General features: G+C 74.4%; 23 protein-coding genes and 1 riboswitch. Of the genes, 13 read left to right on the forward strand and 10 right to left on the reverse strand.

What is annotated here, in order from left to right:
* The first annotated feature begins 3 nt into the window (after positions 1 to 3).
* Genes ACSLIC_RS05260 through ACSLIC_RS05270 form a run of 3 tightly spaced genes read left to right on the forward strand, consistent with a single transcriptional unit; the run spans position 4 to position 4780 of the window.
* Entirely contained in the window at positions 4 to 1023 is a 1020-nt protein-coding gene (locus ACSLIC_RS05260) for an AAA family ATPase (protein ID WP_436736507.1), read from the forward strand.
* Complete coding sequence (locus ACSLIC_RS05265) at positions 1023 to 2366, forward strand: DUF58 domain-containing protein (protein ID WP_436736508.1); 1344 nt, start codon at positions 1023 to 1025, stop codon at positions 2364 to 2366. The genes ACSLIC_RS05260 and ACSLIC_RS05265 overlap by 1 nt, the downstream gene beginning before the upstream one ends.
* Complete coding sequence (locus tag ACSLIC_RS05270) at positions 2363 to 4780, forward strand: transglutaminase TgpA family protein (RefSeq protein WP_436736509.1); 2418 nt, start codon at positions 2363 to 2365, stop codon at positions 4778 to 4780. The genes ACSLIC_RS05265 and ACSLIC_RS05270 overlap by 4 nt, the downstream gene beginning before the upstream one ends.
* Before the next feature lie 171 nt (positions 4781 to 4951).
* Here ACSLIC_RS05270 and ACSLIC_RS05275 read toward each other — a convergent pair whose 3' ends face one another.
* Both ACSLIC_RS05275 and ACSLIC_RS05280 read right to left on the reverse strand, forming a co-directional pair.
* The gene (locus tag ACSLIC_RS05275) at positions 4952 to 5371 is read right to left on the reverse strand and encodes a DUF3040 domain-containing protein (protein WP_436736510.1); all 420 of its coding nucleotides are present in this window, start codon (positions 5369 to 5371) and stop codon (positions 4952 to 4954) included.
* 277 nt (positions 5372 to 5648) lie between these two features.
* Positions 5649 to 6419 (reverse strand): methyltransferase domain-containing protein, encoded by a 771-nt coding sequence (locus ACSLIC_RS05280; RefSeq protein WP_436736511.1) that lies wholly within the window; start codon positions 6417 to 6419, stop codon positions 5649 to 5651.
* A gap of 384 nt (positions 6420 to 6803) precedes the next feature.
* On the opposite strand from ACSLIC_RS05280, the gene ACSLIC_RS05285 reads away from it, so the two are divergent.
* The 4 genes from ACSLIC_RS05285 (at position 6804) to ACSLIC_RS05300 (ending at position 12187) form a co-directional block, all read left to right on the forward strand.
* The gene (locus ACSLIC_RS05285) at positions 6804 to 7724 is read left to right on the forward strand and encodes an ATP-binding cassette domain-containing protein (RefSeq protein WP_436736512.1); all 921 of its coding nucleotides are present in this window, start codon (positions 6804 to 6806) and stop codon (positions 7722 to 7724) included.
* A complete protein-coding gene (locus tag ACSLIC_RS05290) occupies positions 7696 to 9780 on the forward strand; it encodes a YhgE/Pip family protein (RefSeq protein WP_436736513.1) in 2085 nt (694 codons plus the stop codon). Before ACSLIC_RS05285 ends, ACSLIC_RS05290 begins: the two co-directional genes overlap by 29 nt.
* Before the next feature lie 44 nt (positions 9781 to 9824).
* On the forward strand, positions 9825 to 10445 hold the full coding sequence (locus ACSLIC_RS05295) for a TetR/AcrR family transcriptional regulator (protein ID WP_436736514.1): 621 nt from the start codon (positions 9825 to 9827) through the stop codon (positions 10443 to 10445).
* A 242-nt stretch (positions 10446 to 10687) separates the two neighbouring features.
* Complete coding sequence (locus ACSLIC_RS05300) at positions 10688 to 12187, forward strand: phytoene desaturase family protein (protein ID WP_436736515.1); 1500 nt, start codon at positions 10688 to 10690, stop codon at positions 12185 to 12187.
* 15 nt (positions 12188 to 12202) lie between these two features.
* Here ACSLIC_RS05300 and ACSLIC_RS05305 read toward each other — a convergent pair whose 3' ends face one another.
* The 5 genes from ACSLIC_RS05305 to ACSLIC_RS05325 all read right to left on the reverse strand — a co-directional run bounded on the left by ACSLIC_RS05305 (position 12203) and on the right by ACSLIC_RS05325 (position 17486).
* On the reverse strand, positions 12203 to 13153 hold the full coding sequence (locus ACSLIC_RS05305) for a hypothetical protein (RefSeq protein WP_436736516.1): 951 nt from the start codon (positions 13151 to 13153) through the stop codon (positions 12203 to 12205).
* A 42-nt stretch (positions 13154 to 13195) separates the two neighbouring features.
* A complete protein-coding gene (gene metF, locus ACSLIC_RS05310; RefSeq protein ID WP_436736517.1) occupies positions 13196 to 14116 on the reverse strand; it encodes a methylenetetrahydrofolate reductase [NAD(P)H] in 921 nt (306 codons plus the stop codon).
* 117 nt (positions 14117 to 14233) lie between these two features.
* The gene (thiE, locus tag ACSLIC_RS05315) at positions 14234 to 14881 is read right to left on the reverse strand and encodes a thiamine phosphate synthase (RefSeq protein WP_436736518.1); all 648 of its coding nucleotides are present in this window, start codon (positions 14879 to 14881) and stop codon (positions 14234 to 14236) included.
* A 124-nt stretch (positions 14882 to 15005) separates the two neighbouring features.
* Positions 15006 to 15371 (reverse strand): Rv2175c family DNA-binding protein, encoded by a 366-nt coding sequence (locus tag ACSLIC_RS05320; RefSeq protein WP_436736519.1) that lies wholly within the window; start codon positions 15369 to 15371, stop codon positions 15006 to 15008.
* Between the two features lie 927 nt (positions 15372 to 16298).
* A complete protein-coding gene (locus tag ACSLIC_RS05325; protein WP_436740274.1) occupies positions 16299 to 17486 on the reverse strand; it encodes an NAD(P)/FAD-dependent oxidoreductase in 1188 nt (395 codons plus the stop codon).
* 161 nt (positions 17487 to 17647) lie between these two features.
* A riboswitch (TPP riboswitch) is annotated at positions 17648 to 17759 on the forward strand.
* On the opposite strand from ACSLIC_RS05325, the gene thiO reads away from it, so the two are divergent.
* The 5 genes from thiO (at position 17755) to ACSLIC_RS05350 (ending at position 23042) form a co-directional block, all read left to right on the forward strand.
* Positions 17755 to 19041, forward strand: a complete 1287-nt coding sequence (gene thiO, locus ACSLIC_RS05330; protein ID WP_436736520.1) for a glycine oxidase ThiO — start codon at positions 17755 to 17757, stop codon at positions 19039 to 19041. (Overlaps the previous riboswitch by 5 nt.)
* On the forward strand, positions 19038 to 19274 hold the full coding sequence (thiS, locus tag ACSLIC_RS05335; protein WP_436736521.1) for a sulfur carrier protein ThiS: 237 nt from the start codon (positions 19038 to 19040) through the stop codon (positions 19272 to 19274). Before thiO ends, thiS begins: the two co-directional genes overlap by 4 nt.
* Before the next feature lie 2 nt (positions 19275 to 19276).
* Positions 19277 to 20071: a thiazole synthase gene (locus ACSLIC_RS05340; RefSeq protein WP_436736522.1), complete on the forward strand. Its 795-nt coding sequence runs from the start codon at positions 19277 to 19279 to the stop codon at positions 20069 to 20071.
* Positions 20072 to 20183: 112 nt separating this feature from the next.
* On the forward strand, positions 20184 to 22130 hold the full coding sequence (gene pknB / locus ACSLIC_RS05345; protein ID WP_436736523.1) for a Stk1 family PASTA domain-containing Ser/Thr kinase: 1947 nt from the start codon (positions 20184 to 20186) through the stop codon (positions 22128 to 22130).
* 45 nt (positions 22131 to 22175) lie between these two features.
* The gene (locus ACSLIC_RS05350; protein ID WP_436736524.1) at positions 22176 to 23042 is read left to right on the forward strand and encodes a deoxyribonuclease IV; all 867 of its coding nucleotides are present in this window, start codon (positions 22176 to 22178) and stop codon (positions 23040 to 23042) included.
* A 9-nt stretch (positions 23043 to 23051) separates the two neighbouring features.
* On the opposite strand, the gene ACSLIC_RS05355 is transcribed toward ACSLIC_RS05350, so the two are convergent.
* Positions 23052 to 23675, reverse strand: a complete 624-nt coding sequence (locus tag ACSLIC_RS05355) for a sulfite oxidase-like oxidoreductase (protein WP_436736525.1) — start codon at positions 23673 to 23675, stop codon at positions 23052 to 23054.
* A gap of 155 nt (positions 23676 to 23830) precedes the next feature.
* Here ACSLIC_RS05355 and bfr point away from each other — a divergent pair, with 155 nt between their 5' ends.
* A complete protein-coding gene (bfr, locus tag ACSLIC_RS05360; protein WP_436736526.1) occupies positions 23831 to 24310 on the forward strand; it encodes a bacterioferritin in 480 nt (159 codons plus the stop codon).
* 18 nt (positions 24311 to 24328) lie between these two features.
* On the opposite strand, the gene ACSLIC_RS05365 is transcribed toward bfr, so the two are convergent.
* Positions 24329 to 24571 (reverse strand): (2Fe-2S)-binding protein, encoded by a 243-nt coding sequence (locus ACSLIC_RS05365; RefSeq protein WP_436740275.1) that lies wholly within the window; start codon positions 24569 to 24571, stop codon positions 24329 to 24331.
* A gap of 447 nt (positions 24572 to 25018) precedes the next feature.
* Positions 25019 to 26371, reverse strand: coding sequence for a class II 3-deoxy-7-phosphoheptulonate synthase (locus tag ACSLIC_RS05370; RefSeq protein ID WP_436736527.1), 1353 nt, complete (start codon positions 26369 to 26371; stop codon positions 25019 to 25021).
* Positions 26372 to 26404: the final 33 nt, after the last annotated feature.

Below are 26404 nucleotides of genomic sequence, written 5' to 3' on the forward strand. Positions count from 1 at the left end.
CGGGTGACGACCTATGACGGGCGAGCGAGCCTCACGGATCTGACCGCCACAGTGGAACGGGTGCGCAGGTCGGTCGAGGAGGTGATCGAGGGCAAGCCGGAGGTCGTACGGCTCTCGCTGACCGTCCTGCTGGCCGAGGGCCACCTCCTCATCGAGGACGTGCCCGGTGTCGGCAAGACGATGCTGGCGAAGGCGCTGGCGAGATCGGTGGACTGTACGGTCCGCCGCATCCAGTTCACCCCGGACCTGCTGCCGTCGGACATCACCGGGGTGAGCGTCTACGACCAGCAGCACGCCGAGTTCGAGTTCAAGCCCGGGGCGATCTTCGCCCAGATCGTCATCGGCGACGAGATCAACCGCGCCTCCCCCAAGACCCAGTCCGCGCTGCTGGAGTCGATGGAGGAGCGCCAGGTCACCGTCGACGGCCGCAGTTACGCGCTGCCGGGCCCGTTCATGGTGGTCGCCACCCAGAACCCGGTCGAGATGGAGGGCACCTATCCCCTCCCGGAGGCGCAGCGGGACCGCTTCATGGCCCGCGTCTCCATCGGCTACCCCTCCCCCGACGCCGAGCTGCGCATGCTCGACGTGCACGCCGCCGCCTCGCCGCTGGACGGCCTCCGGCCGGTCGCCCACGCCCACGACATCCTCAAGCTGGTCGAGACGGTCCGCGAGGTCCACGTCTCGGACGCGGTACGCCGCTACGCCGTCGCCCTGGTCGGCGCCACCCGCAGCCACCCGGAGCTGCGGCTCGGGGCCTCACCGCGCGCCACCCTGCACCTGGTGCGGGCCGCCAAGGCCGCCGCCGCGCTGGCGGGCCGCGAGTTCGCCCTCCCCGACGACGTGCAGGCACTGGCGGTGCCGGTCCTCGCACACCGGCTGCTGCCGACCGCCCAGGCCCAGCTGGCCCGCCGCACCTCCGAGCAACTGGTCCAGGAGATCGTCCAGGGCACGCCCGTGCCCGGCCCGTCCAACGGCTCGGTTCCGCACGTCAGGCGCCCGTACTCCGCCCCCCGGGGCGTGTGATGCCCGGCTCCGGCGCCGACGGGGCGCGGGAGCGGGGCGGGCTGCGCGGGGCGCTCGGCGGGCTCACCACCCGGGGCCGCTCGTTCCTGGCCGCGGGGCTGGCGGCGGCCTTCTGCGCCTACCTGCTCGGTCAGGGTGATCTGCTCCGGGTCGGTCTGCTGCTGGCCGTCCTGCCGCTGCTCTGCGTCCTCTTCCTGTACCGCACCCGCCACCGGGTCGAGGGCAGCCGCCGGCTGACCCCGGCCCAGGTGCCGGCCAGTTCCGAGGCGCGCGTGACGCTCCGCGTCGACAGCGTCTCGCGCTTCCCCACCGGCGTGCTGATGCTCCAGGACAAGGTGCCCTACGTACTCGGGTCGCGCCCGCGCTTCCTGCTGGACCGGGTCGAGCCGGGAGGCCGCCGCGAGGTGTCCTACCGGGTCCGCTCCGACCTGCGCGGCCGGTATCCGCTGGGCCCGCTCCAGTTGCGGCTGAGCGACCCGTTCGGCATGTGCGAGCTGGACCGCGCCTTCTCCGGGCAGTCCACGCTGACCGTGGTGCCGCGCGTCGAGCGGCTGCCCCCGCTGCGGCCCGGCGGCGAGGCGCACGGGTTCGGCGAGGGGCGGCGGCACACGCTGGCGCTGGCCGGGGAGGACGACCTGATCCCGCGCGGCTACCGGCACGGCGACGACCTGCGCCGGGTGCACTGGCGCTCCACGGCCCGCCTCGGCGAGCTGATGGTCCGCCGCGAGGAGCAGCCGCGGCGGGCCGGCTGCACGGTGCTGCTCGACACCCGGGCCGCCGGTCGCACCGGTTCGGGACCGGGCTCGGCCTTCGAGTGGGCGGTGTCGGGGGCGGCCTCGGCCCTGCTCCACCTGCTGGAGAAGAACCACACGGTCCGGCTGGTCACGGACACCGGCGACGCGGCCCCCGCCGAGGGCTCCGCACAGGCGTACGGCGGCCCGTCCGGGCAGACGGCCGCGCTGATGATGGATGTGCTCGCGGGCGTCGGACACTCCGACGGCGCCGGGCTCTCGCGTGCCCAGGAGGTGCTCGGGGAGAGCGGGGAGGCCCTGCTGGTCGCCTTCCTCGGCGACCTGGACGAGGAGCAGACCACGCTGACCGCCCGGATGAGGCGGCCGGGTTCGACGGCGGTGGCCTTCCTGCTGGACTCCGCTCTCTGGGCGGGTGAGGGCGGCGCGGCGCTGGAGACCCGGGCCCGGCGGCTGCGGGAGGCGGGGTGGGCCGTGGTGCCCGTGCCGCCCGGTGTCCGGCTGGCCCCCTTGTGGGGCGGGGCCGGGGTGCCCGGACCGGCTGCCGGGGCCCGGCCGCGTACAGCTTCGACTCCTTCGGGGGGTGCCGCGTGAGCGGACGGATCGGGATTCTCCTCGCCTCGTGGGCGGCGACGCTGCTCGCCTCGGCCTCGCTGCTGCCGCTGGTGGACCGCTCCACCTGGCTGGTCCAGGCCGCGATCCTGCTGGGGCTGACGGCGGGTGCCGGCGCGGCGGCCCGCCGGGTACCGCTGGCCCGGCCGCTGACGGCTGGCTCCCAGCTCCTTGCCGGGGCGCTGCTGCTGACCCTGCTCTTCGCGCGGGAGGAGGCGTTCCTCGGGTTCCTGCCGACCCCGGACTCGGTGCGTGAGCTGGGGACGCTGATCGGGAACGGCGTCCAGGACGTGGGCCGGTTCGCCAGCCCGGCACCGCTGACCGACGGCATCGCACTGCTGCTGGTGGGCGGGGTGCTGCTGGTCGGCCTGCTCGTCGACACCTTCGCGGTGACCTACCGGCTCGCCGCCCCGGCGGGTCTGCCGCTGCTCGCGCTGTACTCGGTGGCGGCGGGGCTCTCGGACGGCGGCGCGGGCGCGCTGTGGTTCGCGCTGGCCGGTGGCGGGTACCTGGTGCTGCTCCTCGCCGAGAGCGGCGACCGGCTGGCGCGGTGGGGGCGGGTCTTCGGCGGTCCGGTCGGCGGCGGCTCCGCCCCGCGCGAGAGCGTGGGCACGCCGGCGACGCCGATGCGCTCGGGCCGCCGGATCGGCGCCGTGGCGCTGGGGGTGGCCCTGGTGGTGCCGCTGGTACTGCCCTCGCTCGGTACGGGGCTGCTCGGCACCGCCGGTCCCGGGCCCGGCGGCGAAGGTGGCGGCGGCACGATCTCCGCGGTGAATCCGCTGGTCTCGCTCCAGAACAGCCTGAACCAGCCGGAGAACCGCGAGGTGCTGAAGTACCGCACCAACGCCGCCGAAACCGACGGCCTGTACCTGCGGATCGTCTCCCTGGACGACTTCGACGGCGTCTCCTGGAAGCCCGCCTCCCGCCCGGTCACCGACGTACCCGGGCGACTGCCGCCCCCGCCGGGTCTCGCCGGCGACACCGTCCCGGTCACCGAGGTCTCCACCAACGTCTCGGCGGCCGGCTGGTACGCGCAGGACTGGCTGCCGATGCCGTACCCGGCGACGCGGGTCGAGGTGCCGGGCGACTGGCGGTTCGAACCGGTCGGCCGCACCCTGGTGGGCGACGGCGACCAGGACACCCGGGGGTTGGAGTACTCCGTCGACAGCCTCCTGGTCCGCCCCGGCGCCGACCAGTTGGCCGTGGCGGACTCGGCGGCGGCCGCCCAGACCCTGCCCGACGAGTTCTCCTCGGTGCCCGACTCCCTCCCGGCCGTGGTGGAGCGGACCGCCCGGAAGGTGACCCGGGGCGCGGACAACGACTACGAACGGGCGGTACGGCTCCAGGACTGGTTCGCCCAGGAGGGCGGCTTCACCTACGACACGCAGGTGCGGGCGGGCAGCGGCTCGCAGGCCATCGCGCGGTTCCTCCGCGACAAGGAGGGGTTCTGCGTGCACTTCTCCTTCGCGATGGCCTCGATGGCCCGCACCCTCGGGATGCCCTCACGGGTGGCGGTGGGCTTCACGGCGGGGACGGCGAAGAGCTCCGGCGAGATGTCGGTGGGACTGCGGGACGCGCACGCCTGGCCCGAGCTGTTCTTCGAGGGGATCGGCTGGACGCGGTTCGAGCCGACCCCGAACCGGGGCTCGGTGCCCGAGTACACCCGGCCCGACGTCCCCGACAGCGAGGTCGACACCCCGGAGCAGCCCGAGGAGTCGGCCTCCGACGCCCCCTCCACCCCGCCGAGCGACGCCCCGAGTTGCCCGCGCGCGGAGCGGGCGCTCGGCGAGTGCGGCCCCGACGCGCCGGATGCCGGCGCTGCCGGCGGTGGCGGTGGCCCCCCGTGGGGCACTCTGCTCGGCACGGCCGGCGCGCTCCTGCTGCTGGCGGCGGCGCTGCTGGGGCCGCTGGTCTGGCGGCGGCGGGTCCGCGGGCTGCGGCTGACCCCGGTGGGCGATGGCGCGGGCCCCCGGGGGGTACCGCCGCTCGCGGCCTGGCGGGAGCTGACCGACACCGCCTGGGACCACGGCATCGCGCCGGACGGGGCGCTGACCCCGCGCCGGGCCGCCGAACGTCTCGTCGCGCTGGCCGAGCCGGGTCCGGAGACCGCCGAGGGCGTGCGCCGACTGGCGGGGGCGGTGGAGCGGGAGCTGTACGCGCCGCGACCGGCCCCGGTGGCCGGGCTCGCCGAGGACGTGGAGCGTTTCCGGGCCGCGCTGCACGCCCGGGCCTCCCGCCGCACCCGGCTGCGGGCACTGCTGCTCCCGCGTTCCGCCGTCCGGGTGGCGTGGGCGGCGGCGGACCACGGGGAGCGGCTGCGGGCACGGGGCCGGGCGGCGGCCGGGCGGCTTCCCCGGCTGCCCCGGCTCCGGGGAAGGGACGCCCGGAGCAGCTGACCGGCCCGGTGAGGTGAGGGGCGGGTCCGCGCGACGAGCCCGCCCCTCGCCCCGTACGGGCCGAGCGGGTGTACGACGCACGTGTCCACGCACAACGGTGTGGGGCCCGCCTCGGAAGGCGGGCCCCACACCGTCACTGCCGAGGACCGGCCGGGCGGCCGGTCCCCCTGTCTACTGTCCTTGTCCGTCCCGGCGCTGCTGCCAGCGCTGTTCGATACGGTTCATCACGGAGCGGCGCTGTCTGCCTTGCTTGCCCTGGCGTCGCTTGGCGCCGGCGCCCGCGGGGTCCGCGGTGCCGGGGGCCGGCTGCTCGCCCGGCTTCGGCGCCTTGCGCCAGCCGGTGACCGCGAGTACCGCGCAGCCCAGCATGACGAGGAATCCCACCACGCTGACCCAGATCTGCTGCGCGACCATCCCGGCCATGAGGAGCACGATTCCCACCAGGAAGCCCACGACTGCCTGGTACACCCGGCGACGGGTGTACGTACGCAGCTTGCTTCCCTCAAGCGCTGTCGCGAACTTGGGATCTTCGGCGTACAACGCTCGCTCCATCTGCTCGAGCATGCGCTGCTCGTGCTCTGAGAGCGGCACGGAGTCCTCCTCATCGTGCAGTCGCCTGGGCGACAGGGGGGTCCCTTCAGGATAGGCAGGGAATCGCCCCCGTGAAACCCGCCCCTCTGCGCCAATTCGCCATCCGGTTCGAGTCGGCACACCGATTCGCTGAGGCGTCCATTCCCCACGAAGCGACCTGCCATGCCTTGCCGGACTTCCTCGATCATACGGCGCCGACCGGCCGAACGGGTTCCCGCGCGGTGCTCCTTCCGGACCGGGTGCCCTGATCACAGGGGTGCGCGGGTGGGACGGAGGACTAGTCCTCCCGGGTGGCGGTCTTCTCGCCGAGGACGTGGAGCTGGGTGGCGACGGCGTGGAAGGCCGGTTCCTCGGCGGCGGCGGCCTCCAGCTTGAGCAGGGCGTCGAGGGCGCCCGGCTCGGTGTCGACCAGGACGCCTGGGACCAGGTCGGCGAAGACCCGGACGCCGTGGACCGCGCCGACCCGCACCCCGGCCGCCTCCACCAGGGCGGTGAGCTGGTCGGGGGTGAAGCGGTGCGGCACCGGGTCGGCGTCGCCCCAGCGGCCCGCCGGGTCGCCGAGCGCGGTCCGGGCCTCGGTGAAGTGGCCGGCCAGGGCGCGGGCGAGGACGGCCCCGCCGAGTCCGGCGGCGAGCAGGCTGAGGGTGCCCGAGGGGCGCAGTGCGGCGGCGACGCTGACGACGCCTTCGGCCGGGTCGTCCATGTGCTCCAGGACGCCGTGCAGCAGGGCCGCGTCGTAGGCGCCGCGCTCGACCACGTCGAAGAGGCCGAGCGCGTCGCCCTGCACGCCGGTGACGAGGTCGGCGACGCCGGCCTCGGCGGCCCGGCGCTCCAGGGCGAAGAGGGCGTTGGGGCTGGGGTCGACGACGGTCACGCGGTGACCGAGGCGGGCCACCGGCACGGCGAAGTTGCCGCTGCCGCCGCCGGAGTCCAGGACGTCCAGCGAGCGCCTCCCCGCGGCCTTCACCTGGCGGTCGAGGGCGTCCTTGAGGACCTCCCAGACCACGGCGGTACGGAGAGAAGCGCGGGGGCGCATCGGGTCCGACACGGCAGTTGACTCCTCGGCGCGGCACGCCGCTCGGGCGGCGGGCGTCTATCGGGTGCGGTGAACTCCCACCCTATTGCCTCCGCGGCACCGCCCGGCCCGGGCGCCGGGGGCCTCGCCCGGCCGGTCAGCGGGGTGCGGGCCGGTCCGCACGCGGTACGGCGCGGCCCGGCGCCGGAGCAGGTGCCGCCCGGGCCGCCGTACCGGTGGACGCGAGCGGGCGGCCGTGAGGTGCGCCACGGGCAAACCGCCCGCAGAGCGGACAGTTCCGCCGCCGTCGCCGCCCGCCACGGCTCCGGGGCGCGGGGGGCGGATTGCGGCACGCCAAGGGCCCGTCATAGTTTTTGCACTGACCAGTCAGTGCAAAATGCGGAGGAGGGCCGGGCCGTGACCCGCCACCAGCCGGAGCCGGAGCCCCAGCGCCACCCGGAACCAGCCACCAGCAGACCCCCCGGCACCCCGGCCGGGGCCGGGGAAGTCCCCGAGGGCGCCGCCGTCGAGGCCGAGGGGATCGGGGTGAAGGGCCCGCGCGGCTGGGCCTTCCGGGACGTGGGCTTCGCGGCGGCCCCGGGTTCGGTGGTGGCGCTGACCGGCGCCTCCGGCACCGGGCGCACCTGCCTGTTGCTGGCCCTCACCGGGCGGATGAAGCTCACCGGGGGCGAGGCCCGGATCGGCGGGCTGCGGCTGCGCAAGCAGGCCGCGGCGGTCCGGCGGACGGCGGCGCTCGCCCACGTACCCGGCGTCGACGACCTCGAACCCTCGCTGACCGTCGGCGAGCACCTGCGCGAGCGGGTGCTGCTCCGGCAGCGGTACGGGGTGGCGCCGCTCGCCGCGCTCAAGGCGGCGCTGCGCCCGCCCCGGCAGCGGCGCGCGGACGCCCACCGGGTCCACGACGAGGCGCTGGCCGCGGCCGGGCTCGACCTGGCGGCACTGCCGAAGGGGCCGCGGACGGCCGTGCGGGACCTGGAGCGGCTGGAGCGGCTGCGGCTCTGTGTGGCACTGGCGCTGATCGGGCGGCCCCGGCTGCTCGCCGTGGACGACGTCGACCTGAAGCTGTCCGCGCCGCTGCGCGAGGAGGCGTGGGCGCTGCTGGCGAGCGTGGCCGCCGCCGGGACGACCGTCCTGGCGGTGTGCGGCGAGCCCCCGGCGAAGCTCCCCGGCGACGTCCCCCTGGTGGTGGTCGGCACCGACCGCGCCACCGGTGCCCGTACCGCCGAGGACGCCCCCGCCGAACCGGCCGGGAAGACCGACGAGACCGAGACCGAGAAGGAGGCGGCGGATGCGCTCGCCGATACTGGCCGCGCTTGAGCTGAAGCGCTTCGGCAGGGGACGCCTGCCGGCCGCCGCCCTGGTGGCCCTCCTGCTGCTGCCGCTGCTCTACGGCGCGCTGTACCTGTGTTCCTTCTGGGACCCGTACAGCCGCCTCGACCGCATCCCGGTCGCCCTCGTCAACGACGACCGGGGCGCCGGAACCGGCGAGGAGGAGCTGCGGGCCGGGGACGACATCACCGAGGGCCTGCTCGACAGCGAGGTCTTCGAGTGGCACGAGGTCGGCGCCGAGCAGGCGCGGCGCGGCGTCGAGGACGGCACGTACTACCTGTCGCTGACCATGCCGGCGGACTTCAGCGAGCGGATCGCCTCCAGTTCCGGAGACCAGCCGAAGACCAGCGCGCTGAAGGTGGAGACCAACGACGCCAACAACTACATCGTCGGGCAGATCTCCCGGACCGTCTTCACCGAGGTCCGCACCTCCGCCTCGGCCAAGGCGTCCCGCTCCTTCCTGGACCGGATCTTCCTCTCCTTCTCCGACATCCACAGCGCCACCGCCGAAGCGGCCGACGGAGCGGACGAGTTGCGGAAGGGCATCGGCAAGGCCAAGGACGGTTCCAAGGACCTGGTCGACGGCCTGAAGGACACCCGGGCCGGCAGCAGCAAGCTGGTCAGCGGGGTCGAGCGGCTCGACAAGGGCGCGGCCGACCTGGAGAAGGGCTCCGCGCGGGTCGCCGCGGGCACCAGGATTCTGGCGTCGAAGGTCGACTCCGCCTCCGAGAAGGTCCGGCCGTACCTGAAGGAGGACGGCAAGTTCATCGGCGACACGGCACGGCTGGTCAGCGACTCCACCAAGGTCGTCCGCGCCGACCTGGCCGAACTCGTCAAGGCCGCCCCGATCGCCGCCCGCGGCGCGCACGCGGCCTCCGACACCCTCGACGAGGTCTACGCCGCCCGCTGCGAGGGCTCCCCCGGCGAACCGGGCGATCCGGCCTGCCCGGACCTGAGGAAGGCGAAGGACTCCGCGACCGGCGTCGCCAAGGTCGCCGACGATCTGGAGACGGTGATCGGCGACGCCGACCTCACCGCCCTCGACGGCCACCTCGCCACCCTCCAGAAGCAGGCGGACGCCCTCTCCAGGAGCGCCCCCGCTCTCGGCGACGACCTGAAGGACGCCGTCACCAAGGTCAACGCGCTCCACAAGGGCGCCCAGCAGGTCGCGGCGGGCGCCAAGACGCTCCACACCGGCCTGGGCGCCGCCCGTACCGGCGCCGAAGACCTGGACTCCGGCATCGGCCGCGTGCAGACCGGCGCCAAGAACCTCGACGGTGGCATGTACCGGCTCGCCGACGGCTCCGGGGAGCTGGCGGGCGGCCTCCACGACGGCGTCGGGAAGATCCCCGACTACGACAGGAAGGACCGCGACGACCGTACCGAGGTGATGGCCGACCCGGTCCGCCTCGCCTCCCAGTCGATGCACGCCGCCCCCAACTACGGCACCGGCTTCGCCCCGTACTTCATCCCGCTCTCCCTCTGGGTCGGCGCGATGGTCGCGTACATGGTGATCCCGCCGCTCAGCCGCCGTGCCCTGGCGGTGGGCACCTCCGCCTGGCGGACGGCGCTCTCGGGCTGGCTGCCGGTGGCGGGGATCGGCGTCCTCCAGGTCGCCGCGCTGATGTCGGTGCTGCACTTCGCGATGGGCCTGCAGATGACCAGGGCGGCCGGCACGCTCGGCTTCCTGGTACTGGCCAGCGCCTGCTTCACGGCGATCGTCCAGTGGCTCAACGCCCGTTTCGGCGCGGCCGGGCGCATCCTGGTGCTGGCCGTGTTGATGCTCCAGCTCACCTCGGCCGGCGGCACCTACCCGGTGCAGACCAGCCCGGGCTTCTTCAACGCCATCCATCCGTTCCTGCCGATGACCTACGTGGTCGAGGCGCTGCGGGTGCTCATCACCGGCGGCCCGCTCGGCCCGGTGTGGCAGGCGTGCGCGGTACTGGCCGCGTTCACGGCGGGCGCCCTGGCGCTCACCGCGCTGGCCGCGCGCGGCAAGCAGATGTGGACCGTGAACCGCCTCCACCCGGAACTCACCCTGTGAGCGCCGGGCGCGCGGTCCCCGCCGCACCTGCGAAGATCGGGGCCATGGACAGCAGCACACGGCGGCAGGCGACCCGGCAGAAGCTCTACGAGGCGGCCGTCACTCTCATCGCCGAGCAGGGTTTCTCCGCGACCACGGTCGACGAGATCGCCGAGCGGGCCGGGGTCGCCAAGGGCACCGTGTACTACAACTTCGCCAGCAAGACCGTGCTGTTCGAGGAGTTGCTGAGGCACGGGGTGGGGCTGCTCACCGCCTCCCTGCGCACGGCGGCCGAGGAGACCGCCGCGCGCGGCGGCAGCCGGGTCGACTCGCTGGACGCGATGATCCGTGCCGGGCTGCTCTTCATCGACCGCTATCCGGCCTTCACCCAGCTGTACGTCGCCGAGCTGTGGCGCACCAACCGGGCCTGGCAGGACACCCTGCTGGTGGTCCGGCGGGAGGCGGTCGCGGTGGTCGAGGAGGTGCTGCGGGAGGCGGTGGAGACCGGGGAGCTCAGTTCCGAGGTGGACATCCCGCTGACCGCGGCGGCGCTGGTCGGGATGGTACTGGTGGCCGCGCTGGACTGGCAGGCGTTCCAGCGAGAGCGCTCCATCGACGAGGTCCACGGCGCGCTCTCGCTCCTCCTGCAGGGACGGGTCAGCGGCGTGGGCCCGTCCCTGCCCTGACACCAGCGGCACGCGAGGCCGGGCGGGGCCGCGGGAGGACCTTCCCGGTCCCGCCCGTTCCGCCGCCCCGTGCCGGCGGTACGGACACGTCGCCGCGCGGCCCCGCCCGGCGGACCCCACTCTTCCCTCCGCCGGCCCCCGATTCCCTCCGCTCCCGCACCCAGATCCCCTGAGTACGGGTACTCACCCGGCCACCAGGACCCGGCCGCCCGGACCCGGCACGGGCAAATAGAATCGCGCCCATGGCAAGAATCGCGGTGATCGGCGCCGGTATGGGGGCCATGGCGGCGGCGGCCCGGCTGGCGGTGGCGGGGCACGACGTGGAGGTGCACGAGCGCACGGAGACGTACGGCGGGTCCCTCGGCCGGTACCACCGGGACGGGTTCGCCTTCGACACCGGGCCCGGACTGCTGACCCTCCCCGCGGTCCCCCGCGACCTGTTCCTGAAGACCGGCCGCGAGGCACTGGAGGACCGGGTCCACCTCACCGAGACCGACCCCGCCGTCCGCCACGTCTTCGCCGACGGGGTCCAGGCCGACCTGCCGCACACCTCGCGCGCCCAGGTCGCCGCCGCGCTCGACGCGGCCCTCGGCGACGGGGCGGGCCAGCGGTGGGGCGCCTTCCTGAACCGCGCCCGGGACGCCTGGGACCGTGCCCGTCGCCCCCTGCTGGAAGAGACCCTCTGGCCCAACTGGCAGGTCCTGGCCGCCCGCGAGCCGTATCCGGCCGAGCCCTGGCGGCGTCCGCTGCGCCGCGAGCGCCGTGCCACCACCCTCGCCGAGGTCGGCGCCTGGGAGCTGCGCGACCCGCGCCTGGCCGCACTGCTCGGGCACTACGCGCTGGCCGCCGGCCTCGACCCGCGGACCGCCCCGGCGGGCGCCGCCGTCCTGCCGTACCTGGAGCAGACCTTCGGGCTCTGGTCGGTGCGCGGCGGGATGCGGGCCCTGGCCTCCGCGCTCCACGAGCGGTGCGTGGAGCGGAAGGTGAGGTTCGTCCTCGGCTCCGAGGTCACCGCGATCCGTACCGAGGAGGGGCGCGCGGTCGGTCTGGAGACCGCCGACGGCGTCCGCGTCGACGCCGACCACGTGGTGGCCGGCGTCCCGCCGTCCGTCCTCGACGCCCTGCTCGGCTCGCCCGCGCGCGCCGCCGACGAGGTGCCCGCCCAGCGGGAGGCCGACCGCGCCTCGCGCCTGCTGGTGCTGCTCGCCCTGGACGGCGCGCGGCCACCGGGCACCGTCCACCGCACCGTGGTGCACAGCCGCGACCCGAGGGCCGAGGCCGCCCACGTCTTCGGCGGAGCGCCGGGGGTGGCGGCCGACCCGACGCTGACGGTGGACCGCCCGGACGACCCCGCGCTGGTCCCGGGTCCCGGCCACGAGGCGGTGACGGTCCGGCTGACCGTGGCGCCCGGCACCGAGCCCACCGAGGCCGACCTCGACCGGATCACCGCCCGCGCCGAGGCGGCCCTCCCCGGCCTCCCCGGGCGGCTGCGGTGGCGCCACGCCGTCACCCCGGCCGACATCGCGCGTACGACCGGCGCCCTGGGCGGCGCCGTCCCCACCCCTGCGCTGGCGGCTGCGGACGGGGCGCTGCTCCACCCGGCCAACTCCACCCGCGTCCCCGGCCTGTTCACCGTCGGCGGCTGGTCCCACCCGGGCGGCGGGCTGCCGCACGCGGGCATGTCGGGCGCGCTGGTGGCCGGACTGATCGTCGAGGGACCGGAGTTCACCGGCTCGGCCTGAGCGGGGCAGAGCGCCTCAGGGGCGGTACGGCCGGCCGCCGTGGTCCGGCGCGCCCTGTCCCTGCTCCGGCGGCAGCCCGCCGTACCCCTGCCACTGCTCGTAGCCCTGCGGCGGCGTGTACCCGCCGTCCGGCTGCTGCTGCGCCGGGAGGCCCGAAGCGTCGTAGCCGCCGTATCCGGCGGAGCCGCTCTCGCCCTCGCGCTGCTGCGGGACCCAGACGCCGCCGGGCGGGGTGTCGGTGTAGCCGGTCTGGCTGTACGTCTCCTGCGGGTGGCCGTAGGCGTCCTGCGCCTGCTGGCTGCCCCAGTCGCCGTACCCGCCCTGGGCGGTCCGGTCGTACCCGGCGGTCGCGGCGTACGGGTCCGCGTGGCCGGTGTACTGGCCCTGCTCCTGGCCGGTGCCGTAGCCGTAGTCCTGGGACGCGTGGTCGTAGGCGTACCCGGCCTGGGGGGCGGCGTACGGGTCCTGCGGGGCGTACCCCGACTCCTGGGCGGCGTAGGGGGTTTCGTAACCGGTGGGGCCGGTGGCGGGCTTGTCGGGGGCGGTGTCGTAGACGCCGTACTGGCCGGTGTCGTCGGGCACCGGCTCCACCGCCGCGTACACCGGCGGGCTCTCCGGCATCTTCGGGGTCTCCTCCTGGAGGCCGGAGACCTCCAGGGTCGGGTCCTGCCGCGTGGCCCCGGCGGCCCGGCGGCGGCGTGAGGCGCCGGGCCGCCCGCCGACCGCCCAGCCGGTGGAGAAGCCCCGGCGGAAGGAGAGCGTCACGAAGGTCTGCCCGACCGCGAAGGCGACGGCGCCGAGCGCGATCACCACGACGAGCGAGGTCAGCACACCGAGGACGACGCAGGAGAAGCCGGCGAAGGCCAGCAGCCGCCAGCGCAGCCGCGCCTTGTACTGGAGCAGTACCTCACCGAGGAGCCACAACGCCACTACCCCGAACGCGATGTAGAGGACCGTCCAGCCCATGTACGCCCCTCTCCCGAGGTCGCCCTCACCGGCGGCCGCGGATCAGCCCTTGTCGTCGTGCAGGCCCAGATTCTCGTGAATCTCCAGTGTCGCCGTGGAGTTGTTCAGCGTGATGAAGTGGAGTCCGGGCACACCTTCGGCCAGCAGCCTCGCACAGAACTCCGTGGCGAACTCGATTCCCATGGAGCGTACCGCCGCCGGGTCGTCGGCCGACGCACGCATGCGCTCCTCCAGCTTCCGGGGGAAGACCGCGTTGCTCAGCTGGGCGAACCGCTCGATCTGGCGGAGGCTGGTGACGGGCATGATCTCCGGAATGATCGGCGTCGCGCAACCGGCGGCGGTCACCCTGTCCCGCAGGCGCAGATAATCCTCCGGATCGAAGAACATCTGGGTGATGGCGTAGTCGGCGCCGGCACGACACTTGTCGACGAAGTGCCGGATGTCCGTGTCCCACTCCTCGGACCTGGGGTGCCGCTCGGGGAAGGCGGCGACGCCTACGCAGAAGTCGCCGGACTCCTTGATCAACCGGACCAGTTCGGCCGCGTACGTGACGCCCTCCGGGTGGCGGACCCACTCCCCCATCGGGTCGCCGGGCGGGTCGCCGCGGACCGCCAGCATGTTGCGGATGCCGGCGTCCGCGTACTGGCCGATGGTGTTGCGCAGCTCGGCGACGGACTGGTTCACCGCGGTGAGGTGGGCGACCGGGGTGAGCGTGGTGTCGTCGGCGATCTGCCGAGTGGCGCGGACGGTGCCCGACCGGGTCGAGCCACCCGCACCGTACGTCACCGAGACGAAACTCGGCGCGACCGCCTCCACCCTGCGCAGGGCGTCCCACAGATTGCGCTCGCCCTTCGGGGTCTTCGGCGCCCAGAACTCGAAGGAGTACGAGGTCTTGCCGGAAGCGAGCAGGTCACGCACGGTCGTGGCGTGGTCAGTCCTGGTGGAAGCGGTACCTAGGGCCATGCGGGCAGGTTAACCAGGAAGAGGGGGCGGGCGGGCCGAACCGGGTTGATTCGCCCGCTTCAACCGATTCTTGTCCACACCTTGGACATGCCTGGACGCTCTCCGGCGGCGTCCGGCTCAGAGGGCCCGCAGACGGCGGGCGAAGTCGGCTGCGGCTGTCTTCGGGTCGTCGGCCTCGGTCAGCGCCCGGACCACGACGACCCGGCGGGCACCCGCCTCGGTCACCGCGTCGAGGTTGCCGGCGTCGATGCCGCCGATGGCGAACCAGGGGCGGTCGGTGGTGAGGGTGGCGGCGTAGCGGACCAGGTCCAGTCCGGGGGCGTGGCGGCCCGGCTTGGTGGGGGTGGGCCAGCAGGGGCCGGTGCAGAAGTAGTCGACGCCGGGCTGGACGGCCGCGGCGGCCGCCTCCGCCTCGCTGTGGGTGGAGCGGCCCACCAGCGGCGCGCCGCCGATCACGGCGCGGGCGGCGGGGACGGGCAGGTCGCCCTGGCCCAGGTGGAGGACGTCGGCCTCGGCCGCGTGCGCCACGTCGGCCCGGTCGTTGACCGCCAGCAGCTTGCCGTGGCGGCGGCATGCCTCGGCGAAGACCTCCAGCAGCTCCAGTTCCTCGGCCGCCTCCAGCGACTTGTCGCGGAGCTGGACGACGTCGACGCCGCCGGCCAGCACGGCGTCCAGGAACTCCGGGAGATCGCCCTGGCGCTTGCGGGCGTCCACGCAGAGGTAGAGGCGGGCGTCGGCGAGGCGGGCGCGGGCGGCGTCGGACATGGGGTCCCCCTGACAGCGGTGTGCGGGCCGCGATGCGACGCGGCCCGCACCCGGATGGGCTCCGGGCGGTGCCCGGTGCGAGCGGTGCCCGGTACGGGCCGTGCTCGCGGTGTGCGTGGCTGGGTCAGACGGCGAGCGCCTGCGCGCGGCGCTTCACCTCTGTCCCTCGGTTCTCACTCAGCGCCTGGGCGGGGGTGCCCGGCAGGGTCTCGTCGGGGGTGAACAGCCACTCCAGCATCTCGTCGTCGGCGAAGCCGTCGTCCCTGAGGACGGTCAGTAGGCCGCTGAGGCCCTTGACCACCTTGTCGCCGTCGATGAAGGCGGCGGGAACCATCAGTACGCGGTTCTCGCCCCGGCGGATGGCCAGGATCTGGCCGTCCTTCACCAGTTGGCGGACCCGGGTCACCTCGACGTCGAACTGTTCGGCGATGTCGGGGAGGGTGAGCCACTCGGGGACGAGAGCATCGATCTTTGCGTCAATCTCGGTCACGTACCCAAGAGTGCCATGGCGGCCGGGGGGCCGTCGTCCTGCCCGGGGGTTGGCTTGCGCCGGCTGGGGTGGGGCGGCCTCGCCGTGCCGCTTCCCGGTGGGCTCCGGGGTGGCCGGGCTGTCTTTGGCCGGGGTCCGCCCCGACTGTGCCGCCTGCTGGCCGTGCCGGCCCGCGCTGGCCTCAAACGCCGGCCGGGCTGGGGTGGGGCTGGGCTTCGCCCCGTTCTGCCGCCTTCTCGACCGTGCCGGTCAACGATTGGCCTCAAACGCCGGCCGGGCTATAGGGGTTCGCGGTTCGTTCGCCGGTGTGGTCGGGCGTGGCCGCACCGGGGTACCTCCTCACAAACTGCCAGGTGCGGGGACAGTCGCTTCAAGACGGGCTCAGGGCAGTTTGCTGCGGGGGCACCCCGGCACGACCCCGCCCTTCCCTCTCGTCGGCGTCGAACCGCCGGTGGGAGGAGAAAAGACAGACCGTCCCCGAGCAGTCTTTGTGGCCTGCTGAGGGGAGGACGGTGGTGACTGTGGCGAACAGAACAATCGGGGACGGCCTCCCCCTCCCACCGGCGGTTGGCCGCGTACGAGACCGTGGGGTGGGGTCGTGCCGGGGTGCCCCCGCAGCAAACTGCCGCCAACCCGCCATGCTCCAACTGTCCCCGCACCCGGCAGTTTGTGAGGAGGTACCCCGGCACGGCCACGCCCCACCCACGCACCGGAGAAACCGCGAACCCCCCAGCCCGGCCGGCGCTTGAGGCCAATCGGTGACCGGCACGGGCAAAGAGGCGCGGGCGGACGACAGCCCGGCCACATCCGGGCCACCCCAGCCCGGCCGGCGCTTGAGGCCAATCAGTGACCGGAACGGGCAGAAGGCGGCAGAACGGGGCGGAGCCCAGCCCCAGCCCCAGCCACGGCCTGGTCGGCGTGGTGGCTTCAGGTGGTGGCGGACTTCAGGGGGACGGCGGGGTCGGAGACCAGGGAGGGGGTCAGCGGGGTGCCGGAAGCGATGAGCCTGCGGCCCTGGGCCAGGTCGCGGGGGCGGCCGACGGCGAGGAGGGCGCGGAGGGAACCCGAGGGCGAGAGCCAGCAGAGGCTCCAGGCGGCGTCCCGAGGGTCGCCACGGTGGACGAGGCGGTCCTCGGGCGCGTGGTGACCGGCGTACTGGACGAACCGCCCGAACTGCTCGGACCAGAAGTAGGGCACGGGATCGTAGACGGCGGGCTCGCCCCCGGCGAGGGCGGCGGCCACGATGCGGGGGCCTTGGAGGGCGTTGTCCCAGTGATGGACGAGCAGCCGCCGCCCGTAGCGCGCCGACGGGAAGGAGGCGCAGTCCCCGACCGCGTACACATCGGGCACGGAGGCCCGCAGCAGGCCGTCCGCCAGGACGGCCCCGTGCGGGTCGAGGGCGATGCCGGAGTCGGCGAGGAACCCGGTGGCGGGCCGCGCCCCGATTCCGACGACGACGGCGTCGGCGGGCAGCAGCGTCCCGTCGGCGAGCCGCACGCCGTGGTCCTCGACGCGCGAGACGGCCACCTTGGTGAGCAGTTCCACGCCGTGCCCGGCGTACCAGGCGGCCATCGGTTCGGCCGCCTCGGCGGGCAGCGCCCCGGCGAGCGGCCGGTCGGCGGCCTCCACCACGGTGACCTGGCAGCCGGCCTCCCGCGCGGCGGTGGCGAACTCGGCGCCGATCCAGCCCGCGCCGACCACGACGACGGTGCGCCGGTCGGCGAGAACGGGCCGCAGCCGGGCCGCGTCGTCGAGGGTGCGCAGCAGGTGGACGGCGGGGTGGTCCTGGGTGCCGGGGAGGGCGAGGGGTTCGGCGCCGGTGGCGAGGACGAGGGCGGTGTACGGGACGGGGCCCGCGTCGGTGTCGACCAGGTGCTCGGCGGGGCGGACCCCGGTGACGGCGACGCCGAGCCGCAGCCCGATGCCGAGCCCGTCGAAGTCCACGTCGAAGGCGGACCCCTCGGCGGTGCCGAGCAGGACGGCCTTGGAGAGCGGCGGCCGGTCGTAGGGCGCATGGGGTTCGGCGCCGAGCAGCGTCACCGGCCCCGCGTACCCCTGTTCGCGCAGCGCCACCGCCGTCTGCACCCCGGCCATGCCCGCGCCGACGACGACCACGCCGGGATCTTCCTGATGCGTCTCGCTCACCGGGCCACTGTAGATCGGGCGGCGGGGCGGGACGGGCGGGGGGCGGGGAGCGGGGGCTCGGCACATCCTGTCCGGCGAGAGAGCCTGCCGGGCGCCGTACGGGAGGTGCCGGACACCCCCTAGGGTGGCCGTGGACCAATCGCGGGAGCCCGGCGGACCGGGCTGAGAGGGAGGCTGCGGCCTTCGACCGTAGGAACCTGATCCGGGTCATGCCGGCGAAGGGAGGGGCTGGGAGCCCATGGACGACAACAGGGATGGCGGGGACAGCGGGGATCGCGTGGCACCGGGCGTGGCCACGTCCGGTGCTCCGGTGGGGCCGCCCGCCGTGTACGCGGCCGCAGACGCGGCGTACGCGGTGGGCGGGGCGCGGGACGTCGTGGTCATCGGTGGCGGGATCATCGGGCTGGTCACGGCGTGGCGGGCGGCCCAGCGCGGCCTGACGGTGACCGTGGTGGACCCGGCGCCGGGCGGGGGCGCGGCGCGGGTCGCGGCGGGGATGCTGGCGGCCGTCACCGAGCTGCACTTCGGCGAGGAGCGCCTGCTGGCGCTGAACCTGGCGTCGGCCGAGCGCTATCCGCGGTTCGCGGCGGAGCTGACCGAGGCGAGCGGGCAGGAGCTGGGGTACCGGCGGTGCGGCACGCTGGCGGTGGCGCTGGACGCCGACGACCGGGCGCACCTGCGGGAGTTGCACGCCCTCCAGACGCGGTCGGGACTGGACGCGCAGTGGCTGTCGGGTCGGGAGTGCCGACGGCTGGAGCCGATGCTGGCGCCGGGGGTGCGCGGTGGCCTGCGGGTCGACGGTGACCACCAGATCGACCCACGGCGCCTGGCCTCGGCGCTGGTGACGGCGTGCGAGCGGGCCGGGGTGGCGTGGTGCCGGGGCGCGGCCCAGCGGCTGGTGGTGCGCGGCGGCCGGGCGGCCGGTGTGGCGCTGGCCGACGGCACGCCCGTGACAGGCGGGCAGACGGTGCTGGCGGCGGGGAGCCGCAGCGGGCTGCTGGCGGGGCTGCCGCCCGAGGTGGCCGTCCCGGTGCGGCCGGTGAAGGGCCAGGTGGTCCGGCTGGCGGTGCCCGAGGCGTACCGGCGCGGCGGGCCGTTCCTGGGCCGGACGGTGCGGGCGGTGGTGCGGGGCAGCCACGTGTACCTGGTGCCGAGGGAGAACGGTGAGCTGGTGGTGGGGGCGACCACCGAGGAACTGGGTTGGGACACCACGGTGACCGCGGGCGGTGTCTACGAACTGCTGCGGGACGCCCACGAGCTGGTGCCGGGCCTGACCGAGCTGCCGTTCACCGAGGTCCGGGCGGGGCTGCGGCCCGGCTCGCCGGACAACGCTCCGCTGCTGGGGCCGACCGCCCTGCCGGGGCTGCACCTGGCCACCGGCCACCACCGGAACGGGGTGCTGCTCACCCCGGTGACCGGAGACGTCCTGGCGGACGCGCTGACCACGGGCGAACTGCCCGGACTCGCGGACGCCTTCACCGCGCGGCGGTTCGAGGCCGCGCCCGTCCAGGAGGGGGCCCGGTGACCACCGAGGGCCGAAGGACCCACGAGGGGACGTACGCCGTCTCCGTCAACGGCGAGCGGCGGGCGCTGGCGGCCGGGACGACGCTGGAGGCGCTGGTGGCACAGCTGACCTCCGCGCCGCGCGGGGTGGCGGCGGCCGTCAACGAGGCCGTGGTGCCGCGTGGGGCGTGGGCGGCGACCGTCCTCGGCGAGGGCGATCGCGTCGAGGTGCTCACCGCCGTGCAGGGAGGCTGACCGTGGCGGACGACACGTTCACGGTCGGCGGGACCGAGTTCGGCTCCCGGCTGATCATGGGGACCGGCGGGGCGCCGAGCCTGGAGGTGCTGGAGCGGGCGCTGACCGCCTCGGGCACCGCGCTGACGACGGTGGCGATGCGGCGGCTGGACCCGGGGGTGGCCGGTTCGGTCCTCTCGGTGCTGGAGCGCCTGGCGATCCGGGTGCTGCCGAACACCGCCGGGTGCTACACGGCGGGCGAGGCGGTGCTCACCGCGCGGCTGGCCCGCGAGGCGCTCGGCACCGACCTGGTGAAGCTGGAGGTCATCGCCGACGAGCGGACCCTGCTGCCGGACCCGGTGGAGACGCTGGAGGCGGCTGAGGTGCTGGTCGACGACGGGTTCACGGTGCTGCCGTACACCAATGACGACCCCGTGGTGGCGCGCCGCCTGGAGGAGGCGGGGTGCGCGGCGGTGATGCCGCTGGGCTCGCCGATCGGTTCGGGGCTCGGCATCCGCAACCCGCACAACTTCGAGCTGATCGTGGAGCGGGCGGGGGTCCCGGTGATCCTCGACGCGGGTGCGGGGACGGCCTCGGACGCGGCGCTGGCGATGGAGCTGGGGTGCGCGGGTGTGATGCTCGCCTCGGCGGTGACCCGGGCGCAGGAGCCGGAGCTGATGGCCTCGGCGATGCGGCACGCGGTGGAGGCGGGCCGCCTGGCGTACCGGGCGGGGCGCATCCCGCGCCGGCACTTCGCGCGGGCCTCGTCGCCGGCCCGGGGCGTGGCGCACCTCGATCCGGAGCGTCCGGCGTTCTGACCCGGCGGGCCGGGGCGGGGCGCGCGGCTCGGCGGTGACCTGGGCGTCACAGCTTGGCTGCGGTCGGTTCGCGAGTCTTCGGCGCGGCTGCGTGGCTCGTAGACTCCGGGGCGTGGATACGCCGCTTCCCGACACTTCGCCCCGGCCCGCGGGCACCGACCCGCTGGGGCTGGTACTCGACGGGCGCTACCGCGTCGACGCGCTGATCGCCGTCGGCGGCATGGCCACGGTCTACCGGGCCCTGGACACCCGCCTGGACCGGGTGGTGGCGCTCAAGGTGATGCACCCGGAGCTGGCCGCCGACGCCTCCTTCGTGGAGCGCTTCATCCGCGAGGCCCACTCGGTCGCCCGTCTCTCGCACCCGAACGTGGTCGGTGTCTTCGACCAGGGCGCCGAGGGGGCGTACGTCTATCTGGCGATGGAGTACGTGCCGGGCTGCACCCTGCGCGACGTGCTGCGGGAGCGGGGAGCGCTGACGCCGAGGGCGGCGCTGGACGTGCTGGAGCCGGTGCTCGCGGCGCTCGGCGCGGCCCACCGGGCCGGGTTCGTGCACCGGGACATGAAGCCGGAGAACGTCCTGGTAGGTGATGACGGCCGGGTGAAGGTCGCCGACTTCGGCCTGGTCAAGGCCGTGGACACGGTGACGAGCACCACGGGCGCGGTGCTGGGCACGGTCTCCTACCTGGCCCCGGAGCAGATCGAGCGGGACGACGTCGCCGACGCCCGCGTGGACGTGTACGCCTGCGGGGTGGTGCTCTACGAGATGCTGACCGGCACTCGCCCGCACTCGGGGGACTCCCCGGCGCAGGTCCTGTACCGGCACCTGAACGAGGACGTGCCGCCGCCGTCCGGGGCCGTGCCGCACCTCGGTCCCGAGCTGGACCGCCTGGTCGCGGTGGCGACGGCGCGGGCGGCCGACGGGCGGCCCGAGGACGCGGTGGCCCTGCTGGCGCTGGCCCGGGAGGCGCGGGCGGCGCTGGACGACGCGGCGCTGGACGCCGTGCCCCCGGCGGCGCTGGAGGGCGACCGCAGCATCGCGGAGGACCGGACCAGTGTCATCCCCCGCCGCCTCACCGAGGCCACGCCCGCCCGGCCCGCCGACGACGGGGTGCAGCGCACCAGTGTGCTGGCGCCTCCCCCGCCCGGGCCGCCCGCCCCGGCCTGGCGCCGGTGGGCGGCCGGCCCGCGGCGCGGCGCAGCGGCGGCACTGGCGGCGATCCTGCTGGTGCTCTGTGTGGGCGCCGGGGTCTGGTACGTCAGCTCCGGGCAGTTCACCCGGGTGCCGCCGCTGCTGGCCAAGACCGAGGACGAGGCGCGGCAGCGGCTGGCGGACGCCGGGCTGGAGGTCGGCGGCGTCGACAAGGAGTACAGCGACACCGCGGACCGGGGCACGGTGACGAAGACCGACCCGGCCACCGGTGAGCAGGTGCGGGGCAACGGCTCGGTGCGGCTGACCGTCTCGCTCGGCCCGCGCAAGGCGACCGTCCCGCGGGTCGAGGGGATGACGCTGGGCGAGGCCAGGGCGCGGCTGCGGAAGGCCGGCCTGGAGCCGGGGATGGTGACCCGGGCCTTCAGCGACTCCCTCGCCAAGGGCGAGGTGGTCGGCACCGACCCTGCGGCGGGGACCGAACGGCGTGGCGGCTCGGCCGTGGCGCTGGTGGTCAGCAAGGGCGCGCCCATCGAGGTGCCCCAGCTGGCCGGTTCCTCGCTCCAGGAGGCCACCGAGACGCTGAAGGAGGCCGGGCTGAAGGTGCGCACCGCCGACGGGCGGGTCTTCTCCGAGCACGAGAAGGGCGCCGTGGCGGCCCAGTCGCCGAAGCCCGGGACGGAACTGGCCGGGGGCGCCGAGGTGGAGCTGACCCTCTCCAAGGGCCCGGAGCTGGTGGAGGTCCCGGACGTGACCGACGAGACGGAGGCGGCGGCCCGCAAGACGCTGGAGGACGCCGGGTTCAAGGTCGACGTATCGCGCTGGTTCTTCGGTGACACGGTGTGGGACCAGTCGGTCGACGGCGGTGACACCGCCCCGCGCGGCTCGGAGATCACCATCCGCGTCCGCTGACCCGGAGGTCACGGGAGCGTGCGCCGTCGTGCGACCCTGGATCGCGTGAACAAGAGCAGCATCGGTGCCCACATTCCCGTCGCGGGCGGCCTCGCGAAGACCGGCCTCGCCTACGCCCAGGACCTCGCCGCCGAGGCGGTGCAGGTCTTCGTCGCCAACCCGCGCGGCTGGGCGACGCCCGCCGGCGACCCCGAGCAGGACGAGGAGTTCCGCCGGCTCCGCGCCGAGCGGGGCATACCGGCGTTCGTCCACGCGCCCTACCTGATCAACTTCGGCTCGCACACCGAGGCGACCGCCGAGAAGTCCGTGGTCTCGCTGCGGCACTCGCTGCGCCGGGGCCGGGAGATCGGGGCGCTCGGCGTCGTCGTGCACACCGGTTCGGCGACCGGCGGCCGCTCCCGCGACACGGCGCTGGCGCAGGCCCGTGAGCTGATGCTGCCGCTCCTGGACGAGCTGGGTGACGACGACCCGTACCTGCTGCTGGAGTCGACGGCCGGGCAGGGCGCCTCGCTCTGCGCCGAGGTCGACGACTTCGGCCCGTACTTCGACGTGCTGGAGCGCCACCCGAAGCTCGGCGTCTGCCTGGACACCTGCCACATCCACGCCGCGGGCCACGACCTGGCGGCGCCGGGCGGGGTGAAGGAGACGCTGGACGCGCTGGTGGAGACGGTCGGCGAGGGCCGGCTCCGGCTGATCCACGCCAACGACTCCAAGGACGTCGCGGGCGCCCACAAGGACCGGCACGAGTCGATCGGCTCGGGCTCGATCGGCGCGGACCCGTTCGGCGAACTGCTGGGCCACCCGGCGGTGGCCGGGGTGCCGCTGGTCATCGAGACGCCGGGCGGCAAGGAGGGCCACACCGCGGACGTGGCCCGGCTGAAGGAGCTGCGGGACCTGGCGCAGGGCGGCTGACCGCGCCGCTCAGAGCCCGGGGCCGTCCCCCGGTTCCTCCTGGTAGGAGTAACGCTGCTCGCGCCAGGGGTCGCCGACGTTGTGGTAGCCGCGCTCCTCCCAGAAGCCGCGCCGGTCGGCGGTCATGTACTCGATGCCGCGCACCCACTTGGGGCCCTTCCACGCGTACAGGTGGGGGACGATCAGGCGGAGCGGGAAGCCGTGTTCGGCGGTGAGGAGTTCGCCGTCCTTGTGGGTGGCGAAGACGGTGCGCTCGTCGAGGAAGTCGCTGAGCCGCAGGTTGGAGCTGAAGCCGTACTCGGCCCAGACCATGACGTGGGTGACGTGCTCGGCCGGGGGCGCGGCCTCGGCGACCGTACGGGCGAGCACCCCGCCCCACTCGGCGTCGAGCATGCTGAACTTGGTGACGCAGTGCAGGTCGGCGACGACGGTGGTGTACGGCAGGGCGGTGAACTCGTCGTGCGTCCAGGTGCGCTTGCCCCGCTCGGCGGTGGCGCCGAAGACGCGGAACTCCCAGCGGTCGGGGCGGAAGCGCGGCACGGGGCCGTAGTGGGTGACCGGCCACCCTCGCTGGAGCCGCTGTCCGGGAGGGAGCGGTGGCTGCTGCGCCTCGCGGCTTTCCGGCTGTCCCATGCCTTCCATCCTGACAGACCCGGGCGGCCGGCTTGACCAGGGCGACCTCGATTCGGACATCTGCCACTAAGCCTGTACTTACTGGACCAGGGGTCCCGGCTTTGCGAGGATGCGCGCATTCCCGCCCCGTCCGCACCCTGGAAGGAGCCCTTGCCATGCAGGGCGATCCCGAGGTCATCGAGTTTCTCAACGAGCAGCTGACCGCCGAGCTGACGGCGATCAACCAGTACTGGCTCCACTACCGCATCCAGGACAACAACGGCTGGTACAAGCTGGCCAAGTACACGCGCGCCGAGTCCATGGACGAGATGAAGCACGCGGACAAGCTCACCGAGCGCATCCTCTTCCTGGACGCCCTCCCCAACTACCAACGGCTCTTCCACGTCCGGGTGGGCCAGACGGTCACGGAGATGTTCGAGGCCGACATGCAGATCGAGCTGGAGGCGGTGGACCGGCTCAAGCGGGGCATCGAGGTGATGCGGGCCAAGGGCGACCACACCTCGCGACGGATCTTCGAGGAGATCCTGGAGGACGAGGAGCACCACATCGACTATCTGGAGGCCCAGTTGGCGATCATCGAGAAGATGGGTGAGGCGCTGTACATCGCCCAGCAGATCGAGCAGCCCGACAGCTGAGGCGTCCGGTCGTCCGGCTCAGGCGGCCTCGTCGAGCGGCGCGGCGCTCCCGGTGGCGGCCCGCGTCGCGGCCCGGCACCCCGGGGCGTGGCGGCGAGGGGCGGCACCCCGGCCCAGCAGGGCCTGGATGCGGCGGACGCAGGAGCCGCAGTCGGTGCCGGCCTTGCAGGCGGAGGCGATGCTGCGCGGCGTACCGGCGCCCGCGGCCGCACGTTCCCTGACCTCCTCCTCGGTGATGCCGAAGCAGGAACAGACGTACACGCGGTTCACCTCCCCGAGAATGCGGCGGCAGGACAGACCCCCACCGACCGGTCGAACCGACCCTTCGGTGAGGCTAACCTAACCTTACTCACCGGGGAATGCGCAGGACAGCCCGGGCACACCAGTGGGGCACGGATCACAGATCGACCCGCGCCCCACGCCCCGCCCCGCCCCGCCCCGGGGACAACACCCCGCACACCACGTCCCGAGAGCCGCACCCCGGGGAGCCCCATCCCGGCCCACACCTCAGGCCGCCTCCCAGTCGGCGCAACTCCAGCCCGGCCGGCGTTTGAGGCCACATTTCAGCCCGGCCGGCGGTTGAGGCCATCTTTGACCGGCACGGTCGAGACGAAACGGCACCCCAGCCCGGCCGACGCCTGAAGCCACGCCCAACGGCCGCGGGGCCCGACAGAAAGCCGAGCCCCGCAAAACCCGGGCCGGAGGCCCTCACTGCCCCCGGTACATCTCCGCCACCAGGAAGGCGAGATCCAGCGACTGACTCCGATTGAGCCGCGGGTCACAGGCGGTCTCGTACCGCTGGTGCAGATCGTCGACGAAGATCTCGTCCCCCCCGCCCACGCACTCGGTGACGTCGTCACCGGTCAGCTCGACGTGGATGCCGCCGGGGTGCGTCCCCAGCTCCTTGTGGACCTCGAAGAACCCCTTCACCTCGTCGAGCACGTCGTCGAAGCGCCGGGTCTTGTGACCGGAGGCGGCCTCGAAGGTGTTGCCGTGCATCGGGTCGGTGACCCAGACCGGCGTGGCACCGGAGGCGGTGACCTTCTCCACCAGGGTGGGCAGGCGGTCGCGGATCTTGTCCGCGCCCATCCGCACGATGAAGGTGAGCCGCCCGGGCTCGCGCTCCGGGTCGAGGCGCTCGATGTACTCCAGCGCCTCCTCCGGGGTGGTGGTCGGGCCGAGCTTGATGCCGATCGGGTTGCGCACCTGGGAGGCGAACTCGATGTGGGCGCCGTCCATCTGCCGGGTGCGCTCCCCGATCCACACCATGTGGCCGGAGACGTCGTACAGGTGGCCGGTGCGCGAGTCGGTGCGGGTCAGCGCCGTCTCGTAGTCGAGGAGCAGCGCCTCGTGGGAGGCGTAGAACTCGACGGTGCGGAACTCCTCCGGCTCGGCGCCGCAGGCCCGCATGAAGCTCATCGCGTTGTCGATCTCGCGGGCGAGCTTCTCGTACCGCTGACCGGACGGGGAGGACTTCACGAAGTCCTGGTTCCAGGCGTGCACCTGGCGCAGGTCGGCGTAGCCGCCGGTGGTGAAGGCGCGTACCAGGTTCAGCGTGGAGGCGGAGGCGTGGTACATCCGCTTGAGGCGCTCGGGGTCGGGGACCCGGGCCTCCTCGGTGAAGTCGAAGCCGTTGACGGAGTCGCCCCGGTAGGTGGGCAGCGTCACGCCGTTGCGGGTCTCGGTGGGCTTGGAGCGCGGCTTGGAGTACTGACCGGCGATGCGGCCGACCTTCACCACCGGAACGGAGGCGGCGTAGGTCAGCACGGCGCCCATCTGGAGGAGCGTCTTGACCTTGGCGCGGATGTCGTCCGCACCCACGCCCTCGAAGGACTCCGCGCAGTCGCCGCCCTGGAGGAGGAACGCCTCGCCCCGGGCGACGGCACCGAGACGGGCCCGCAGCTGGTCGCACTCGCCCGCGAAGACGAGCGGCGGGAAGGACTCCAGCTCCGTGACCACCCGCGCCAGGGCTTCCTGGTCGGGATACTCGGGCTGCTGCGCGGCAGGCAGGGACCGCCAGGACGGCACACGGGCAGCTGAGTTCTCAACAGTCGATGTCACGAGAGCCAGGGTACGGCCTCGGCCCGGGGCGTT

Origin of the sequence: Streptomyces sp. BBFR102 (assembly GCF_051397025.1) — a bacterium.
Classification (GTDB): Bacteria; Actinomycetota; Actinomycetes; order Streptomycetales; family Streptomycetaceae; genus Streptomyces.

Bases quoted from the DNA above. Each gene is read 5' to 3' on its own strand.
- ACSLIC_RS05305 (WP_436736516.1), bottom strand. From the start codon at position 13,153: ATGGGCTGGACGGTCCTCTACATCGCGTTCGGGGTAGTGGCGTTGTGG.
- ACSLIC_RS05265 (WP_436736508.1), top strand. From the start codon at position 1,023: ATGCCCGGCTCCGGCGCCGACGGGGCGCGGGAGCGGGGCGGGCTGCGC.
- ACSLIC_RS05300 (WP_436736515.1), top strand. From the start codon at position 10,688: ATGGCAAGAATCGCGGTGATCGGCGCCGGTATGGGGGCCATGGCGGCG.
- ACSLIC_RS05295 (WP_436736514.1), top strand. From the start codon at position 9,825: ATGGACAGCAGCACACGGCGGCAGGCGACCCGGCAGAAGCTCTACGAG.
- thiO (WP_436736520.1), top strand. From the start codon at position 17,755: ATGGACGACAACAGGGATGGCGGGGACAGCGGGGATCGCGTGGCACCG.
- metF (WP_436736517.1), bottom strand. From the start codon at position 14,116: ATGGCCCTAGGTACCGCTTCCACCAGGACTGACCACGCCACGACCGTG.
- bfr (WP_436736526.1), top strand. From the start codon at position 23,831: ATGCAGGGCGATCCCGAGGTCATCGAGTTTCTCAACGAGCAGCTGACC.
- ACSLIC_RS05290 (WP_436736513.1), top strand. From the start codon at position 7,696: ATGCGCTCGCCGATACTGGCCGCGCTTGAGCTGAAGCGCTTCGGCAGG.
- thiE (WP_436736518.1), bottom strand. From the start codon at position 14,881: ATGTCCGACGCCGCCCGCGCCCGCCTCGCCGACGCCCGCCTCTACCTC.
- ACSLIC_RS05355 (WP_436736525.1), bottom strand. From the start codon at position 23,675: ATGGGACAGCCGGAAAGCCGCGAGGCGCAGCAGCCACCGCTCCCTCCC.